Raw genomic sequence first — 16,686 nt, 5'->3', positions numbered from 1 at the left:
TCATGCTCCTGCTGTAGCGCTGGCCTTGTAGCGCACCGCCTGCGGCTTGAGTTCGCCACGCATGGTCATCTCGACCAGATCGCGTTTCAGGATCTTGCCGCTGGGTGTCAGCGGGAACTGGTCCAGGCCCAGGAAGTACTCCGGCATGTCGTACTTCGACAGGCCGCAGCTCGCCAGGTGGGCGAGCATGTCAGCCGGTTCCAGCGTTTGACCCGCGCGGAGCACAACCGACAGGCAGACCTTCTCGCCGAGTCGTTCGTCCTGCACGGGATAGGCCGCTGCGCGCTCCACCAGGGGATGCCGCATGGCCAGTTCCTCGATACGGGCGGGGTGGATATTGTGGCCGCCGCGGATGATCAGGTCCTTCTTGCGCCCGACGATCACGATGCAGCCGTTCTCGTCGATGATCCCGAGGTCGCCGCTCATGAACCAGCCATGGATGTTGAACGACGTTTCCGTGGCGACCTGGTTGCTGAAGTAGCCCAGCATCAGCAAGCCGCCGCGCCCGCCGATCTCACCGATCTCGCCCACTTCGGCCTCGACGTCCCAGTTGTCCTGCTTCCACAGGCGGACCTCATATCCGCGGCACGCGCGCCCGCATGTCGACACAATGGTGTCCGCGGTATCGGACGGGATGGTGTAGTTGTGCGAACCGTTCTCGGTCATGCCGTAGACGTTCTGCGGCGTCACGCCGAGCGTCAGGAACTTCTGCGCCACATCACGCGGGATTGCCGCGCCCGCCATGTAGAAGGTGCGGACTTCGCCGAGGGACGTCAGCTTGCGGTCGCGCACGGCCTGCAGAATGTCCATGGCGTGGGTCGGCACCCCCATCACATACGTGGCGCCGGTTTCCAGGATCCAATCGAGAGCATGCTTGCCGGCACGCAGGTTGGTCATGACCAGCTCCGCGCCTGCCACCAGCACTTGTTCCAGGGCCACGGTGGCAATGTGGTGGCTCATCGGGCTCAGCGTCAGAACCGTGGTATCGGCCGAGTGACCCCAGTCGTTGACCAGTGCGCGTCCGTTGGCCAGCAGCGTGTTGTCGCTGTGCATCACACCCTTGGGGAGGCCTGTGGTGCCAGACGTGAAGGCCAGATACACGATCTTGTCCGGGTTCAGGTCCGGCGTCGACAGTGCGGAGGGCGGCAGCTGATCCGGGAATGGATGGGCGTCGGCGGGCAGGGTGAAGTCGCCATTGGCCTGGCCGGGCATGGCAAACATGGCGGCGAGCGTCGGAATGTCGGCGGCGCGGCCGAAGATCGAGTTGTGGTCCGAATCGGCGCCGTAGCCGGGCATTGCGAACAGGGCCCGGCACTGGATGCGGTTCAGCAGCGTGCAGATCTCGTCGACGGTGTAGTTCTGGTGCAGTGACGGGCAACAGACGTAGCCATTGCGCGAGCAGGCCAGGAACACGATGGTTGCCTGTACCACGTTGGGCAGCCAGATGCCGACCCGGTCACCAGGTTTCAGGCCCTGCCTGTGCAGCGCCTCGGCTACGCTATCGACCCAGTCGACCACTTCGCGCCAGGTCAACCGGACATCCGCGTCGCGCAGGGCGGCCGACGTGGGGCGTTCCCGCGAATGGCGACGGGCGAGCGTGTAAAGGGTCTCCTGCTGCCAGATCCCCGACAGGTAGTAGTCCCGTGCATTCTGCGGATTGTGCAGCGTCAGGATGTTTTGCATGATCTTCACCCGGGCATCAATGGCCAAATTTGGAAGCATCCGGCTTGCGGCGTTCGGCAAACGCCGCCGCCAGTTCGTCGTGTTCGCTGGTGTCGAGATAACCGCGCAGCAGCAGGTCATGCGCCATGCGGGACAGCCCGCTGACACCGCCATGACGCGCGTTGAACGCGCTCTTCAGCGAGGCGAGCGCAAACGCGCCGCGCTCGGCCACCTCCAGCGCATATTCGCGCGTGGCTTCGGCCAGTTGCTCATCCGGGACGACGCGATTGATCAGCCCGATTTCCATGGCTTCGCGTGCCGTCATCTTGGGATTGCGATACCAGATGTCCTTGGCGCGCTTCTTTCCCACCAGGTCTTCCAGATACCAGGTGCCATAGCCCGCATCGAAGCTGCCGACCATCGGACCGACCTGGCGAAAGATGGCCGACTCCTTGGCAATGGTCAGGTCGCAGACCACCTGCAGCACGTTGCCGCCGCCGACGGCAAAGCCGTTCACCGAGGCGATGACCGGCTTCTGCAGGCGGTCGATGCTTTCGTACATCTCCAGCGTCGGCAGCACGCCCGCGTAGAGCGTGGTGTCCTGCATGCCGTCCTTGCGCCCGCCAGTGCAGAAGAACTTGTCGCCCGCGCCGGTGATCACGATGACGCGGGTGCGGGTTTCGCGGCGGATCGCGTTGATGCAGTCACGGATCTCGTGGCACATGGTCTCGGTGAACATGTTGCCGTCGTGGGGACGGTTCAGCGTGATCGTGCCGATGGGGCCGTCTTCCTTGTAGAGAATTTCGGTATAGGACATCGTGTCTCCTGTTTAGACGATTTCTGAGTCGATGAGGCCCGCGATGCATGTCGCGGACATGGAAAGTTCTTCCCTGAGAATGCGTTCGGTGTGCTCGCCCAGCGCCGGCGGCGGGTTGCGGAGCACGGCACTGGCGCCGTCGAAGCGGATGCCCAGGCCAACCTGCGGCACCAGGCCGGTAATGCCCTGGGTGGCGAAGAACATGCCGCTCTCGCGCAGCGGGATGTCGTCGGCCAGTTGGTCAATGCTGTTGATGGGGCCGGACGGGATGCGGTGTTGCGCAAACAGCGCAAGCCAGTGCTGGCGTGGTTGCGTCGCAAGGAGTTCGGCAATGGCCTGCACGATCGCCTGGCGCGCCTCGCGCCGGCGGGCGTTGGTCTCGAATCCCGGTTGCCGCGCGTAGTCCGGACGCCCGACCGCCGTCCAGAAGCGCTGCCAGATGGCGTCGTTGCCGAGTCCCAGCGTGATGGGGGAATCCGCGGTATCGAAGACCTGATAGATCGCGATCACGGAATCAGTCCCGCCCGAGCGGTTCGGCGCCTCGCCGGAACCCAGATAGGGCACGATCCGCGGCGCCATGAACCGCGCCATCGTCGCCACCATCGACACATCGATCTGCTTTCCGGCCCCCGTGCGTTCCCGTTCGAACAGCGCGGCCAGCGTGGCCATGGCAATGTCCTGGCCGGACAGCAGATCGGCGGCAGGGGTGCCGACCTTCTGGGGCGGGCGATCCGCCTCGCCGGTCAGGTGCATGACTCCTGAGTAGCCCTCTGCGATGAGGTCGTAGCATGGCAGGTCGGCGCGTTCGCCCTCGAGCCCGAACCCGGTCACGGACACATGGATCAGCCTGCCGTTGATGGCCTTGAGCGTCGTGTAATCGAGGCCGAGCTTTTCCTGCACACGCTGGGCGGTGTTGAGGACGACGACGTCGGCATGGCGCACCAGTTCATGCGCCACCCGCTGGCCCTCCGGGCGTGTGAGGTCGATGGTCATGCTCTGCTTGTTGCGGTTCATGCTCAGGAACCACAGGGACTCACCGTCCAGGAACGGCGGCCCCCAGCTGCGTGTATCGTCGCCGCCATGGCGCTTTTCCACCTTGACGACCTCGGCCCCCAGGTCGGCGAGCAGGAGCGTGCCATAAGGGCCAGCCACCGAGGTGGTGAAGTCGAGCACGCGAATACCCCGCAGGCAGGAAAGGCCTGCGCCGGGTGTCTGGAACGGGAGTGTCTTCAGTGTGTCCATTTCAGGTCGGATCTACGCAAGTGACCGACATACTGCAAAGCGTGTGCCAACACATGGCGCGAAATTTGCGGCTACGCGAGTGATTGCCTGGGGGCTTAGGCACTGCCTGCGTTAGCGGCCTTGCGGGCGGATCGGAAGGCCGACGAACCGGGGGGAAACTGCTTAGAATGAGACTGTCTTTGCAGTGTCCTTGCCTGCCATCGAGAAGGCAATTGTGTAGTCGCCGAATACACAGCGTTCCGTAAAACAGACGAACCGTGGTGGAGACATGAAACGAGAATCAGAGGGCGTCCTCGTACTCGATGCCGAGGGCAACACAACATTCGCCAGCGGACTCGGCAGGGATTCGCTGGTCGCCAAGTCGCTGGGCCGGCTCTGGCAGAACCGCGACCGCGTGCCGCTCAGGCGGATGTCGGCCATGGCCGACCTGGAGCGCCCACTGACGGTCGCGGCGATCCCGACGCGCGATTCAGTGTGCTTCCTGATCTTTGCCGTGCAGGAAGGCGATGAGCTGAGCGAGTTCCTGGCAAGCGTGGATGCGGCGCCGGACATCCTCAGGCATTTCATTACCGATCCCTACAAGGCGATGGTCGTGGTGGATACGTCGGCGCGCATCACTTACATGAGCCCGGTCCATGAGCGCTTTTTCGGCCTCAAGCATGGCGAGGCGATCGGGCGGGATGTGACATCGGTGATCGAGAACACGAAGCTGCAGGAGGTGGTAGCGACCGGCAAGGGGCAGGTGGCCCAGTTGCAGGAGATGAACGGCGTGACGCGCGTGGTGTCGCGGCTGCCGATCTTCGATCGCAACAAGCGCGTCGTGGCAGCCATCGGGCAGGTGATGTTCAAGGGGCCCGAGGCCATGCGCGAACTCACCGTGGAGCTTGCCAAGGTCAAGCAGGAACTCGATTTCTATCGCCGGGAGTTGTCCGGGATCCGCAACCGGAGCTACGGCCTGGATCAGATCGTGGGCAGCAGCGATGCCGTGCGACGGCTGAAGGAGGACATCCTGCGCGTGGCGCCATTGGATGTGCCGGTATTGCTGGCGGGCGAGAGCGGGACCGGCAAGGAGATGGTGGCGCACGCGATCCATATGCTAAGCCCGCGCAGCGACAAGCCGTTAGTGCTGGTGAACTCGGCGGCGATGCCGCCCAACCTGGTCGAGAGCGAACTGTTTGGCTATGAGCCCGGCGCTTTCACCGGCGCGGACCGAAAAGGCCGCAAGGGCAAGTTCGAGGCCGCCGATACCGGCACGCTGTTTCTCGATGAAATCGGCGACATGCCGATCGACATGCAGGTCAAGCTGCTTCGCGTGCTGCAGGATGGCCAGTTCGAGCGTGTCGGGGGCGATCGCGCCCGGCATTCGGATTTCCGCCTGATATCGGCCAGCAATCGGGACTTCAAGGCGATGATCGCCAACTCGAGCTTCCGGCTGGACCTGTTCTATCGGATCAGCGCGGTGACGCTGCGGCTGCCGGCATTGCGCGACCGTCTGGAGGACATTCCGGAGCTGGCCGATACCTTCCTGGAGGCGTTTGCGATCCGGCACGGCGCGCCGAAGAAGTCGATTGCCGAATCCGCGATCCGCTTCCTCCAGTCGCGCGCCTGGCCGGGAAATATCCGGCAACTGCAACATGCGATCGAGCGCGCGGCAATCTTCTGCGACGGACCGGTCTTGTCGGTCGCAGAGTTCGGCAGTATGGAAGGCGCTGAGCAGACGCTGGCGTGGCGCCAGAGCGGAGCCCCGGCGGGCGCCGCGGAAAAGTCGCGGCAGCCCGATATCCGTGAAGCGAAGGAACGGCTGGAATCGGCGTTGATTTTGGAAGCCATGCGCCGTACCGGTGGTAACAAGAAGCGCGTCGCCGAAGAACTTGGGATCTCGCGTTCGTACCTCTACAAGCGCCTGAGCATGATGGAGGAAGAAAAGAGCGAGGTGCCGGCGCCGCGCTAGGCGGTTGCGCGGGCCGGCGGTGCAAGCGTCGCTAGTGCCCGCCTACGGAATGATCCGGTTTGCGCGCAGTTCGTCGAACTGGCGCAGGAACATTTGCTCCGAATCCACGGCTTCGCTGAAGCCATGCTGGCGAGCCTTGGTGGTGGACGAAATGACGTCGAACTCCGGGGTGAAGACGAAGTTTCCGTACTTCCAGCCCACCAGTTGCTCGTACGGGATCGGCCGCAGGTCGTGCTCCCTGACCAGTCGCTCCCAGAGCGGTCCCTTGTCGGCCATCATGTGGACCAGATCGATCTTCTGGGCCGCAGCGGTTTCCATGTCGAAGTAGCGCGCGATGGCGGGCCACAAGTCCTGCCACCGGAAAATGTCGCCGTTGGTGATGTTGAACGGCTCGTTGGCAGCGGCCGGATCGGTTGCCATCCACTTGCAGGCGCGTGCCAGCAAGCCGCTGTCGGTCACGTTGTACAGCGCGCGCGCGTTGGCCTCGGAGCCCGGATGGCGCAACGGCAGCCCCAGTGCCTTGGAGATAGTGGCGTACACGGCGAGGACCATGACGAGATTCATCGGGTTGCCGATGGCAAAGCCGCAGATGCCGTGGGGGCGCGCGGCAGACCACGTCCACGCCTTGCCTTTCTGGCGCTGGGCGATGAATGCCTGCTGGTCATAGTAGAAGTTGGGCGGCATGTGACCCGGGTCGGTTTCCTTTGCGGGCGTCTTGAACGGTCCGAGATGATTGCCATACCACTTGGTGCCGTGCATCAGGTTGACGTGCTGGAGCCGGTCCGCCACCGGCTCGATGGCATCCATCAGGTTCGCGAGCAATGCCATGTTCGGCGCCACCATTTCGGCCCAGCCGGCCTTCTCGATGTAGGCAGAGAAGAAGATATGGGTGACCTCCCGCAGCCCGCCGAGCTTGGCCTTCGTATCGCCGGCGTCAAGCAGGTCGGCCGGGATGTGGCGGTACTCGCCGGTGATATCTGGCTCGCGACGCGAAACGGCGATCACATCCCATTCCGGGTCGGCGGCAAGCAGCCGCAGCAGGTTCCGTCCTACCACGCCGGTGGCGCCGGCAATCAGTGCGGTCTTCCTTGGTTGTGTCATGGTGTCTTTTGCTGGTTATCGAATGGCCCGGCCGCCGTCGACGCTCAGGGACGCTCCGGTGATGAAGGCGGCTTCCGCGCTGCACAGGAAGGCCGCCGCCGCTGCCTGGTCTTCCGCGGTCGAGATTCGCTTCAGGGGATGCAACGCCAGCCGCTCCTGGGCCCGATCCGCGGTGTTGCCATGAATGTTGCGGAACATCGGGGTATCGACGGTGCCGGGGCAGATCGCGTTGACGCGAATGCCGTCGTTGGCCAGTTCCAGTGCCAGGGCGCGGGTCAGGGAATCCACGCCGCCCTTGCTGGCGGCGTAAGCGCTGTGACGCAGGCTGCCGCGCAGCGCGTCGATGGAGGCCACATTGAGGATGCACGGCGAGTCGCTGCGCTTCAGCAGCGTCAGCATGGTCCGGCAGCCAAGGAAGGCGCCGGTCAGGTTGACGCCGATGACTTCGTTCCAGTCCGCCAGGCTGGTGTCCTCCAATGGCGCCTCGCGCAGGATGCCGGCATTGTTCACCAGCACGTCGAGTTGCCCGACTTCGGTACCGATACGATCTGCCAGCCTTTGCCAGTCCGCTTCGGAGCGGACATCACCGCTTACGGCGCGCTCGCGATCCTGCGGCATGCGGTCAAATCGGTATACGGTCCAGCCGTCCCGTTCGAAGCGTTCGGCAATGGCAAGGCCAATGCCAACGGCCGCCCCGGTAACCAGCGCCGTTCTTGGTTTCGCTTCAGGCATGTTTGTTCCTCTTGTGAATGACCTTCTGGATGGCAACCAGCGCAAGCCGGTAGGAGTCGACACCAAGCCCTGTCACCATGCCTGCGCTCTCGGAAGCGGTAACAGAATGCATGCCGCGGGCGTCGATATTGCTCATATGCACTTCGATGTAGGGCAGCGGCACCGCTTTCAGGCAATCGCGCAAGGCATGACCCGCATAGAGAAAGCCCGCGGGATTCATGACAAGACCGTCTACTTGCTCGCGTGTGGCGCGATAAATGGCGCTGATGGCTTCACCTTCGACGTTGGTGTAGAGGATGTCGAGTTGCATGCCGAGCCCCACGGCGTCCGCGCGCAGGATGTCGTCCAGTTCGGCGGCGGTGGTGGTGCCATAGATTTCCGGCTGGCGAAAACCCAGATACTCCATGTTGGCACCCTGGATCAGCAGAATTCGCATTACAAGTCCTCCTGGTTCAGTGAGCACAGCAGACGATAGGTGCCGACGTAGGCGTCCGGGAACTGCCGGCGCAGCGTGTTCGCCACGCGATTTGCCACTTCGGGCCGCAGGTATTCCAACACCAGGCAGGCGTTGATCTTCACGTCACCGCCGCGCAGTGCTTCTTCTGCGGAGATCTCCTTCGTGTCGGGCTCCGCCGAGATCCACATCTCGGAATGCGTGTGCGCCGCGTCGACCTCCAGCATGCCAACGGCGTCGCGCAGCCGCGGGTAGGCATCGGCTGCATTCAGCGCAACGGTCAGCACCACGCTGCCGCGACTCGCCCCGCGGAGATCGCGCCGCTCGCAGACCGTGCGGGACATGTTGGTGAAGCCGTCCTGCATCATGGAGATGGTGCGCGCGGTGGGGTGGGCGAGCCGTTCGCGATATGCCGCCGACCTCAGCACCTCGGGATGGACCACCTCGTAGGTGGTCAGGAACTGCCGCGAAGCGCAGATGGCTTCGAACCGGCGACCCGTCAGGAAGCCGGCGATGCCAAGCCGCTCCGGCAGGTGTTCCTCCTGATACCAGGATTCGTAGGCTGCTGCGCGCGACGCATTGCAGTCATTCCAGATAGCCAGGATCCCGCTCATGCGCGTGCTCCGGCTTGCGCTTCGGCCGACCTGAGTTGCCGGGGCAGCCCCAATGCCATGCACGCGGCGATCACGAACGTTCCTGCCAGGAACACCAGGCCAACGGTGTCGGTGTGGAAGGTCTGGCGGAACACGCCGAGGATGTATGGGCCGAAGAAGCCGCCGATATTGCCGACGGAATTCACGAGCGCCAGAGCAACGGCCGCCCGTGCGCCGGCAAAGTGCTGTGACGGAAAGCTGTAGAACAGGGGCACGGCTGCCTGCATGCAGGCAGCCATGCATAGCCCGGCGAACGCCAGGATAGCGCTCTGCGCGAATGCGGACATGGTCAATCCGATCGCCGCCAGCATCAGGATGGCGCTGAGCACGCCGGCGCGATTCTTTTCGCGCGGCGGAATGCGCGACAGCGTGAAGAGCGCCATGGCGCAGAACACCCAGGGCACCGCCGAGAGCAGTCCGGCCTGGACCGCGCTGACCGAGAAGCGCAGCTTGATGATCTGCGGCAGCCAGTAGGTGACGGCGTAGAAGCCGATGAGCATGGACGTGTACTGGAAGCAGTAGTACCACGCCGCGCGGGTCTTCATGACCGAGGCGATGGCGCTCAGGCCGTGACTGTCATCGGCCCCGCTGTTCCGGTCGCTGCGGATCGCCGCGATGAGCGTCTGCTTCTCGCGGGCCGTCAGCCATCGCGCCTTCTCAGGGGTGCTGGCCATGGCGAAACAGGTGATGATGCCCACCACCACGGCCAGGGCGCCCTCGATGATCAGGACCCACTGCCAGCCGGAAACGCCAAGGATCCCGTCCATGGTCAATAGGGCGGCGGTCATGGCGCTGCCCAGCGCCAGTGAAATGGGAATGCCGATCTGGAATACCGCAAATGCCCTGGTCAGATAGCGGATCGGCACGAACAGACTGAGATAGAAGAGAATGCCGGGGTAAAAGCCGGCTTCGCCGACCCCAAGCAACAGGCGGAAGATATAGAGCGACGTGGCACCGGTGACCAGGGATGTGCCCATGCAGATCAGGCCCCACGTGACCATGATCCGGGCGATCCAAAGCTTGGCGCCGTAACGTTGCAGAGCAATGTTCGATGGGATCTCGAACAGCACATAACCGATAAAGAAGAGTCCCGAGGCCAGACCGAACATTGCCGGCGTCAGGCCGAGCGCGGCTTGCATGTCGGGGCCGGCAACGGAGAGGTTGGTGCGGTCGACATAGGACACGAAGATCCCGATCAATGCCAGAGGCATGATCTTTCGGATGACTTTCGATACGATGCGCTGCTGTTCTGCGATGCTCTCATCAACCGCATCGGGACTAAGTGCCCCGGGAATGGACTGAAGCGATGTCGTCATGTCTCCTCCATTGTTGGAGTGGATGTTGGATAGTTAGGACGGAAGAAGCTCACCGGAAATCCCTCCGCCGGGGAAGCCTCGCAACATCGATGCCATGTCCGCGACGACGCAACTGAAGGGCAAACAGGCGTGCCTTCTGGGGTCGGAGCGTTGTCAGGATGACAATTGTGTCCACGTACATGTTTGCCGCGAGGACATCGGTCCTGGCGCGCGGCGCGCGCCACTCAAAAAAGGCTGGAAAGAACGGCCGGCATCAGGCCGGCCGGTCGCGGCGGCGTCGGGCTGTCAGTGCCAGGTCCTAAACGTGTCCCAGCACCGGATGCGGTTCATATCCTTCCTCGAGGTGCCGAACTTCTTCGGGTGTGAGCCTCACTTCCAGCGCGGCCACCGCCTGGTCCAGTTGGGCCGCCTTGCTGATGCCGATGACGGGAGCCGTCACGCCCTTGTGCAGTAGCCAGGCATAGGCCAGTTCCGCGTTGCTGATGCCCTTCTGGCCGGCCATCCGGGTGAGGTTGTCGACGACATTGAAATCCGATTCCCGAAAATAGAATTTCTTGGCCAGATGATCGGTCTTTGCGCGCTCGGTGTCTCCGAACCCCTCACGCTTGCGGTTGCCCGCGAGGAAGCCGCGGGCGAGCGGGCTCCACGGCAGCAGGGCTACACCGGAGTCCTTGCACAAGGGATTCATTTCGCGCTCTTCTTCCCGGTACAAGAGGTTGTAGTGGTTCTGCATGCTGACGAACCGGGTCCAGCCATTTTCCTTCGCCACCTGCTGGGCCTTCGCAAATTGCCACGCCCACATGCTGCTGGCGCCGAGATAGCGGACCTTGCCGGCCTTGACCACATCATGCAAGGCCTCCATCGTTTCCTCGATCGGCGTCTGCGTGTCGTAACGGTGGATCTGGTACAGGTCTATGTAGTCGGTACCCAGGCGCTGCAACGAAGCGTCGACCGCATGGAAAATGCGTTTACGGCTCAAGCCATCCCTGTTCGGCCGGCGCACGAACGAGGCCATCTTGACGCCCTCGTAGGCAATATCGACCGGCTCGTAGACCTTGGTAGCGACCACGGCTTCTTCGCGTCGGCTCCCCGGAAACATCTCTTTGAGGAACTTGCCGGTCAGGACCTCCGACATGCCGCCCGAATAGGTGTCGCCGGTGTCGAAGAAATTGATGCCAAGGTCGACCGCGCGTTTGACCAGCGGCCGGGATGCGTCTTCATCCATGACCCAGGGACGCCACTCAGGGCTCCCGAATGTCAGCATGCCGAGGCAGATTCGCGAAACCTTCAGGCCGGTCGTGCCGAGGCGGACGTATTCCATGCGTATGTCTCCAGGTTGTATGCATGACGCTCCGAGGATCGGAGCGGAAGGCATTGCTTCCGCACCGTCTGTCGGGTCGAGCGATTGGCTGAGCACTATGCATGCCAGCCTGGGATCGTCCTCTCTACGTTCAGGCGGCGTGTGCAGAGGCGCTTTTGTGGCGTTGGCATGTACGCGCAGAGGACAATGACTGTCCGCGGTTGTGCACGCGGAAGACAGTTGGGCGCCTTAGCCTGCGAGACCAGTCATTCACGGCGACTAAGTGCAACGAATCGATGTGCTAGCATGGCGTGCCACACGAACACTCAAGCAGGCCCATCCTGCCCGCCGTGAGAACATGAAGCTCGACAACATCGATCGCCGGATTCTGAACGCCTTGCAGGAGGATGGACGTTTGCAGAACGTGGATCTGGCCAAGCGGGTGGGGCTGTCTCCTTCGCCCTGTTTGCGGCGCGTCAGATTGCTGGAGGAGGCGGGAGTTATCGAGCGCTACGTTGCGGTTGTGAACCCGGCGAAGGTGGGCGTGGGCCTGACGGTCTTCGTGCGAGTTTGGCTCAAGGGGCAGGACGAGGAGACGGTCAACAGCTTCGTGGCAGCCATCAAGGACATGCCCGAGGTGACGGAGTGTCACCTGATGGCGGGCGACTGCGACTTTCTCTTGCGCGTCGTGAGCCAGGATCTGGACGCGTACCGGCAGTTTCAGATGACCCATCTTGCCCGGTTGAAGGCCGTCCAGAACGTCAAGAGCGAAATCCCGATGCAGCGGATCAAGCAGACGTCCACGATCCTCCTTTGAAGCTGCATTGCGTGGCGCGATGCAGATCTCGCCGTATCAAAGCCGTCGAGGCTGCATGTGACCGCCGAGGTGGCCACATGCTCGAGTCAGCCCGCGGCAGGGAAGTTCCAGCGTTGCGCTAAATCGTGGCGCCTTGGATTTTGCGCAAGGTAGCCGGGGCACCGCACAAGAATATGTCGACCTTTTGTCGGATGACCGCTTCCATGTCGTCCGGCACACTGAGTCCATACACCCACTTGCGCACGCCCAGATAGAAGATTGCCGCGTGCAGGCTCCAGACCATCTCGATCGCGGCATCGTTTTCCGCGGCATTGCGCGGCGCGGCAATGCCGAACGCTTCGCGTATCTCAGCCAGGACCGGCAGGAAGACCTTGCTGCGCAGCATGTCCATGTACCTGTCGTTGATGCCCTCGTGGGTCAGGCCGGAAAAGATGAACAGCCGGATCCATTCTTCGCGCAGGATCACTGACGAGTAGTCGATATAGAAGGCATAGAGCCGCTCGATCAGTGGGAGCGAACAGTCGGCGATCTGCTGTTCCCATTCGGGACGCCACTGGAAGACCTCGTTGTACACGCGCTCGATGAGGGCCTCCTTGTTCTCGAAGTACCGATAGAGCAGCGGCTGGGTGATCCCGATCTGCCTGGCGAGATCGCGCGTACTGCCTCCGAAGCCGCTCCGGGTAAAGTGTTCGATCGCCTTTTCGACAATCTGCTGTTGCCGTTCCGCGGGCAGGAGCCGACGGGCAACTTTGTCGGAGGCGCTATCCCAATCCGCTACTTTGCTTGTTTCCATGATGTATGGCCCGACTTTGCCGCGGATCGCGCCCGTGGGAACCCGACCATGCCGCGGATGCTCCGGTTAAGGGCCCCTCTCCCAGGTGGGAGAGGGTAGAAGTCATGCCCTTACGCCTCGGCCGTCCCCTTGGTCCCCATCCCCAATTCACAAGCCACGCGCTGATTCTGATACGCCGCACGCTCCCACGCGCCTCTTGCCGAACGGTCCGTCACCGAGAAGGCGTAGATGCCGGCGAACGCGACCAGCATGGAGAACAGTGCCGGATACTCGTACGGGTAGATTGCCGAGGCATGGCCCAGTACCTGCACCCAGACCGTTGGGCTCAGGATCGTGAGAACCACAGCCGTGACGAGTCCCAGCGTCCCGCCGATTACGGCGCCACGCGTAGTCAGTCCCCGCCAGTAGATCGACAGCAGCAGCACCGGGAAGTTGGAGCTGGCGGCAATCGAGAACGTCAGGCTGACGATGAAGGCGATGGTCTGCTTCTCGAACAGGATGCCGAGCAGGATCGACAGCACACCCAGCACCAGCGTAGTGGTACGCGAGACCCGCATCTCATCCTTCTCAGATGCCTTGCCTTGGCGAATGACCGTTGCATAGAGGTCATGCGAGATGGCGGAAGAGCCAGCCAGGGCGAGCCCGGCAACGACGGCAAGGATAGTCGAGAACGCCACGGCGCAGATGAAGCCGAGGAACACGTTGCCGCCGACCGCATGGGCCAGGTGCACGGCCACCATGTTGACGCCACCGATCACGGCACCTGTGCCATTGTGGTACAGCGGATCGCCGGCGACCAGTGCGATCGTGCCGAAGCCGATCACGATGATCATGGCGTAGCCAGTGCCGACGATGCCGGTGGCATAGAGCACGCTCTTGCGCGCGGCCTTGACATTGCTGACGGTGAAGAAGCGCATCAGGATGTGCGGCAGGCCTGCGGTGCCGAAGATCAGCGCCAGGCCGAGCGACACGGCCGACACCGGGTCGGACACCAGACCGCCTGGACGCATGATGGCGTCATGCTTGCCATGCGTGGTGACGGCATGCTCGAACAGGCTGTTCAGGTTGAAGCCAAAGCGGCTCATCACCATGAAGGCCATGAAGGCGCAACCGGCAAGCAGCAGGACGGCCTTGATGATCTGGATCCAGGTGGTGGCCAGCATGCCGCCAAAGAACACGTACACGACCATCAGCACGCCGACCAGCACCACGGCCGAGGTGTAGCTGAAACCAAACAGCAACTCCACCAGCTTGCCCGCGCCCACCATCTGCGACACCAGATAGAGCAGGACGATCACGATCGAGCTCGACGCCGAGAACGCCCGGATGGGTCGCTGCTTGAGCCGGTACGAGAGCACATCGGCGAGCGTATAGCGGCCCAGGTTGCGCAACGGCTCCGCGATCAGGAACAGGATGATCGGCCAGCTTGCCAGGAAGCCGATCGAATAGATCAGGCCGTCATAGCCGCTGGTGAAGACGAGCGCCGAAATGCCGAGGAGCGATGCGGCGGACATATAGTCGCCGGCAATGGCCCAGCCGTTCTGCATGGCGGTGATCTTGCCGCCCGCGGCGTAGTGGTCGGCGACGCTGTTATTGCGCTTTGCCGCCCACCGCGTCACGACAAGCGTCGCGGCTACGAACACCAGGAACATGGCAATGGCGATCAGGTTCAGGCCCTGGCCAACCGGCGGGGTGGCTGCCAGCACGGGAGTGGCAGCCGTGAGGGCAGCGGCTGCAGTCAGTACGCGTTTCATGACGGCTCTCCCTGGCGGATCTCGTCGATCATCTTGTCGTAGACGGTGTTGCTGCGGTACACGTAGACTGCCACCATCGCGAACGTGAAGGCAAACATGCCAAAGCCGATGGGAATGCCCACCGTCATCGGCTGTCCCGGCGTCAGCGGCACGGCAAGCAAGTCCGGGCGGAAGGCCAGCGTGAGAATGAAACCGAAGTAGACCAGCAGCATGACAGCGGTGAGCGTCCAGGAGAAGGCGCGACGCGCGCGGTGCAAGCGCTCGAAGCGCGGTTGCCTCAGCATCGGGTGCGGGTCCACCGAGCCGTCGATGCGGGCTAGTCCTGGCGCCGAAGGAAAGGGGGCGGTGTGGGTCATGACATTGTCTCCATATGCCTGTTGTCTGGATCTGCGTCAGAACTGACGGGATACTGCTGTCTCGCGCATGACCGCCTCCGGTGTGCGATAACGTTCGGCCATTTCGCGGTCCTGATCGCTCTTGAGCTGGGCCTGCATGTAGGCGCCGAGGTGGCGCGCGTGCTCGACAATCGCATGTCCGAACTGGACGCGCTCGGTACTGTACGCGTCGAGGGCCGTCTCGACGGTCGAATGTTCGCTGAGGGCGCGCACGATTGCCATCGCATCTCCCGCAGCCTTGGTGACGCCCATGCCGCAGTGAGGGCGGGCGACAAAAGCGGCGTCACCGAGCAAGGCAATCCTGCCGAAAGCCATGCGCGGCACCGTCAGATCGAAGATCGGCTGGAACAGTGGTTGGGCTGTCTTGGTGACGACCTCGGCAAACTGCGGGGCGAGCAAGGATGTCGCCGCATCTTCCATGTCGGCGATCACGTCGGGGCGAATCAGGCCCGGCGGGATGCCGTTGGGCCAGCGCTTGCCGCTGGCGTCAGTCAGCAGATCGGGCAATTCGTCGTCCTCGCGCGTCGCGCGATACCAGACGAAGTTGTAGCGACGCTGCCCAGGTTCGGTGCTGTTGGCTTCACCCGCCACCGGATACCCGAGGATTTGCTCGCGCGGAGGCAGGCAGAAGGCGAACTTGTCAAAGATCGCCGCGTGAGTGTCGGGCGAAAGCTGTGACTCGTCGACCAGGCCGCGCCACGCAATGTATCCGGCGTATTCCAGGCCGGCCGAAGGCAAGAGCTGTTCGCGCACGCTGGAACGGAAGCCGTCGGCGGCGATAACCAGATCGGCCCGGTGGGTCGAACCGTCCTGCAGCGTCACCGTAGCGTGGTCCCGGTACGTATCGACGGACGTCACGAACGCGCCCGTCCGATAGGTGCCCGTGAAAGCCTTGCCGAGCACGTCATACATCTTGCCCCAGGCGGTCAGCGTCTGAGGCATGTCCCGATCGGCAAGCGACACACCCTCCCGGGAGAGCGTGATTCGGGTATTGACGTGCACGCCAATGCTTTCATCGACCACCACGCCCGCCGATGCCAGCGCGTCGAACAATTCCGGGTGCGTGACGATGCCGGCGCCGCGCCCAGTCAGCGCTTCGGGCGTGCGCTCGAAGATCTCTACATTCCAGCCATTGCGGCTGAGCATGTTGGCCGCAAACAGCCCGCCCAGCGATCCACCTACGACAATCGCCTTCGGCTTGTTGTGCAATACGGTATTCATGCCAGTGCTCCAGTCTTTGCTTGTGCACTGTCGGGCAGTGCCAGTCCTGCCACTTCGGCAGCGGGGTAGTTGAGTTCGATCGTGACGCCGGAAGGATCCTCGAGGAAAACCTGATGCAGGCCGAGGCTTGGTACCGTGCGATCACGCCAGGAGATGCCTTCAGCACGCAGGGTCGCCCACATCTGCTCGACGCCCGTGGCCAGGAAGGCGATGTGGTCCAGCGTGCCGGTGCCAGACGCGGGCAGGGATTTGTCGCCCAGATAGGCGGACAGGCCGGAAGGGTTGTCCGGATCCACGCCAATGATGTGAACCGTCCCGTAGTCGCTCTCGTCGTCACCCATATAGAGCCATGCGCCGGGAAAGTCGAAGGGTGGTCGATAGCCGCGCCGGAACCCCAGGACGCGTTCGTAGAACGCGCAGGACCGCTCCAGGTCCGTGGTGCGTATCGAATAGTGTGCTAGTTTGGCCAGTGCCATCG

Annotated in this window: 16 protein-coding genes; 2 read left to right on the top strand and 14 right to left on the bottom strand. The window is 63.1% G+C overall.

Translation table 11 applies throughout. From position 1 onward, the window contains the following. From AC07UK_RS03880 to AC07UK_RS03870, 3 genes are read right to left on the bottom strand one after another with little or no spacing between them, the layout of a single operon-like run. Positions 1–1,683, bottom strand: a complete 1,683-nt coding sequence (locus AC07UK_RS03880; protein ID WP_058697671.1) for a class I adenylate-forming enzyme family protein — start codon at positions 1,681–1,683, stop codon at positions 1–3. 16 nt (positions 1,684–1,699) lie between these two features. Then, entirely contained in the window at positions 1,700–2,479 is a 780-nt protein-coding gene (locus AC07UK_RS03875) for an enoyl-CoA hydratase-related protein (protein ID WP_058697539.1), read from the bottom strand. Between the two features lie 12 nt (positions 2,480–2,491). Next, positions 2,492–3,721: a CaiB/BaiF CoA transferase family protein gene (locus AC07UK_RS03870; protein WP_058697540.1), complete on the bottom strand. Its 1,230-nt coding sequence runs from the start codon at positions 3,719–3,721 to the stop codon at positions 2,492–2,494. Between the two features lie 268 nt (positions 3,722–3,989). On the opposite strand from AC07UK_RS03870, the gene AC07UK_RS03865 reads away from it, so the two are divergent. Next, positions 3,990–5,672 carry a sigma-54 interaction domain-containing protein gene (locus AC07UK_RS03865; protein ID WP_058697541.1) on the top strand — a complete coding sequence of 561 codons (1,683 nt, stop codon included), beginning with the start codon at positions 3,990–3,992 and terminating at the stop codon, positions 5,670–5,672. 42 nt (positions 5,673–5,714) lie between these two features. Here AC07UK_RS03865 and AC07UK_RS03860 read toward each other — a convergent pair whose 3' ends face one another. From AC07UK_RS03860 to AC07UK_RS03835, 6 genes are all read right to left on the bottom strand, one after another. Continuing rightward, on the bottom strand, positions 5,715–6,773 hold the full coding sequence (locus AC07UK_RS03860) for an SDR family oxidoreductase (protein WP_058697542.1): 1,059 nt from the start codon (positions 6,771–6,773) through the stop codon (positions 5,715–5,717). A gap of 15 nt (positions 6,774–6,788) precedes the next feature. Beyond that, complete coding sequence (locus AC07UK_RS03855) at positions 6,789–7,505, bottom strand: SDR family NAD(P)-dependent oxidoreductase (protein WP_058697543.1); 717 nt, start codon at positions 7,503–7,505, stop codon at positions 6,789–6,791. Further along, positions 7,498–7,941, bottom strand: a complete 444-nt coding sequence (locus AC07UK_RS03850; protein WP_058697544.1) for a type II 3-dehydroquinate dehydratase — start codon at positions 7,939–7,941, stop codon at positions 7,498–7,500. Before AC07UK_RS03850 ends, AC07UK_RS03855 begins: the two co-directional genes overlap by 8 nt. Beyond that, positions 7,941–8,573 carry a DUF4286 family protein gene (locus AC07UK_RS03845; RefSeq protein WP_058697545.1) on the bottom strand — a complete coding sequence of 211 codons (633 nt, stop codon included), beginning with the start codon at positions 8,571–8,573 and terminating at the stop codon, positions 7,941–7,943. Before AC07UK_RS03845 ends, AC07UK_RS03850 begins: the two co-directional genes overlap by 1 nt. Beyond that, positions 8,570–9,928 carry an MFS transporter gene (locus AC07UK_RS03840; RefSeq protein WP_081050225.1) on the bottom strand — a complete coding sequence of 453 codons (1,359 nt, stop codon included), beginning with the start codon at positions 9,926–9,928 and terminating at the stop codon, positions 8,570–8,572. The genes AC07UK_RS03845 and AC07UK_RS03840 overlap by 4 nt, the downstream gene beginning before the upstream one ends. Positions 9,929–10,226: 298 nt before the next feature. Next, positions 10,227–11,249, bottom strand: coding sequence for an aldo/keto reductase (locus tag AC07UK_RS03835; RefSeq protein ID WP_058697547.1), 1,023 nt, complete (start codon positions 11,247–11,249; stop codon positions 10,227–10,229). A 337-nt stretch (positions 11,250–11,586) separates the two neighbouring features. Between AC07UK_RS03835 and AC07UK_RS03830 the strand changes: the two genes are divergently transcribed. Further along, positions 11,587–12,045 carry an Lrp/AsnC family transcriptional regulator gene (locus tag AC07UK_RS03830; protein WP_058697548.1) on the top strand — a complete coding sequence of 153 codons (459 nt, stop codon included), beginning with the start codon at positions 11,587–11,589 and terminating at the stop codon, positions 12,043–12,045. Positions 12,046–12,163: 118 nt separating this feature from the next. On the opposite strand, the gene AC07UK_RS03825 is transcribed toward AC07UK_RS03830, so the two are convergent. From AC07UK_RS03825 to AC07UK_RS03805, 5 genes are all read right to left on the bottom strand, one after another. After that, the gene (locus AC07UK_RS03825) at positions 12,164–12,838 is read right to left on the bottom strand and encodes a TetR/AcrR family transcriptional regulator (RefSeq protein WP_081050226.1); all 675 of its coding nucleotides are present in this window, start codon (positions 12,836–12,838) and stop codon (positions 12,164–12,166) included. 110 nt (positions 12,839–12,948) lie between these two features. Continuing rightward, on the bottom strand, positions 12,949–14,592 hold the full coding sequence (locus AC07UK_RS03820) for a cation acetate symporter (RefSeq protein WP_058697549.1): 1,644 nt from the start codon (positions 14,590–14,592) through the stop codon (positions 12,949–12,951). Beyond that, positions 14,589–14,948 (bottom strand): DUF485 domain-containing protein, encoded by a 360-nt coding sequence (locus AC07UK_RS03815; protein WP_058697550.1) that lies wholly within the window; start codon positions 14,946–14,948, stop codon positions 14,589–14,591. The genes AC07UK_RS03820 and AC07UK_RS03815 overlap by 4 nt, the downstream gene beginning before the upstream one ends. Positions 14,949–14,984: 36 nt before the next feature. Then, a complete protein-coding gene (locus tag AC07UK_RS03810) occupies positions 14,985–16,208 on the bottom strand; it encodes an FAD binding domain-containing protein (RefSeq protein WP_058697551.1) in 1,224 nt (407 codons plus the stop codon). Beyond that, positions 16,205–16,684 (bottom strand): VOC family protein, encoded by a 480-nt coding sequence (locus AC07UK_RS03805; RefSeq protein WP_058697552.1) that lies wholly within the window; start codon positions 16,682–16,684, stop codon positions 16,205–16,207. The genes AC07UK_RS03810 and AC07UK_RS03805 overlap by 4 nt, the downstream gene beginning before the upstream one ends. Positions 16,685–16,686: the final 2 nt, after the last annotated feature.

Source organism: Cupriavidus sp. GW821-FHT07C08, assembly GCF_059419025.1.
Note: the sequence above shows the minus strand (reverse complement) of the source record. Positions and strands in the feature narration are given on the sequence as shown.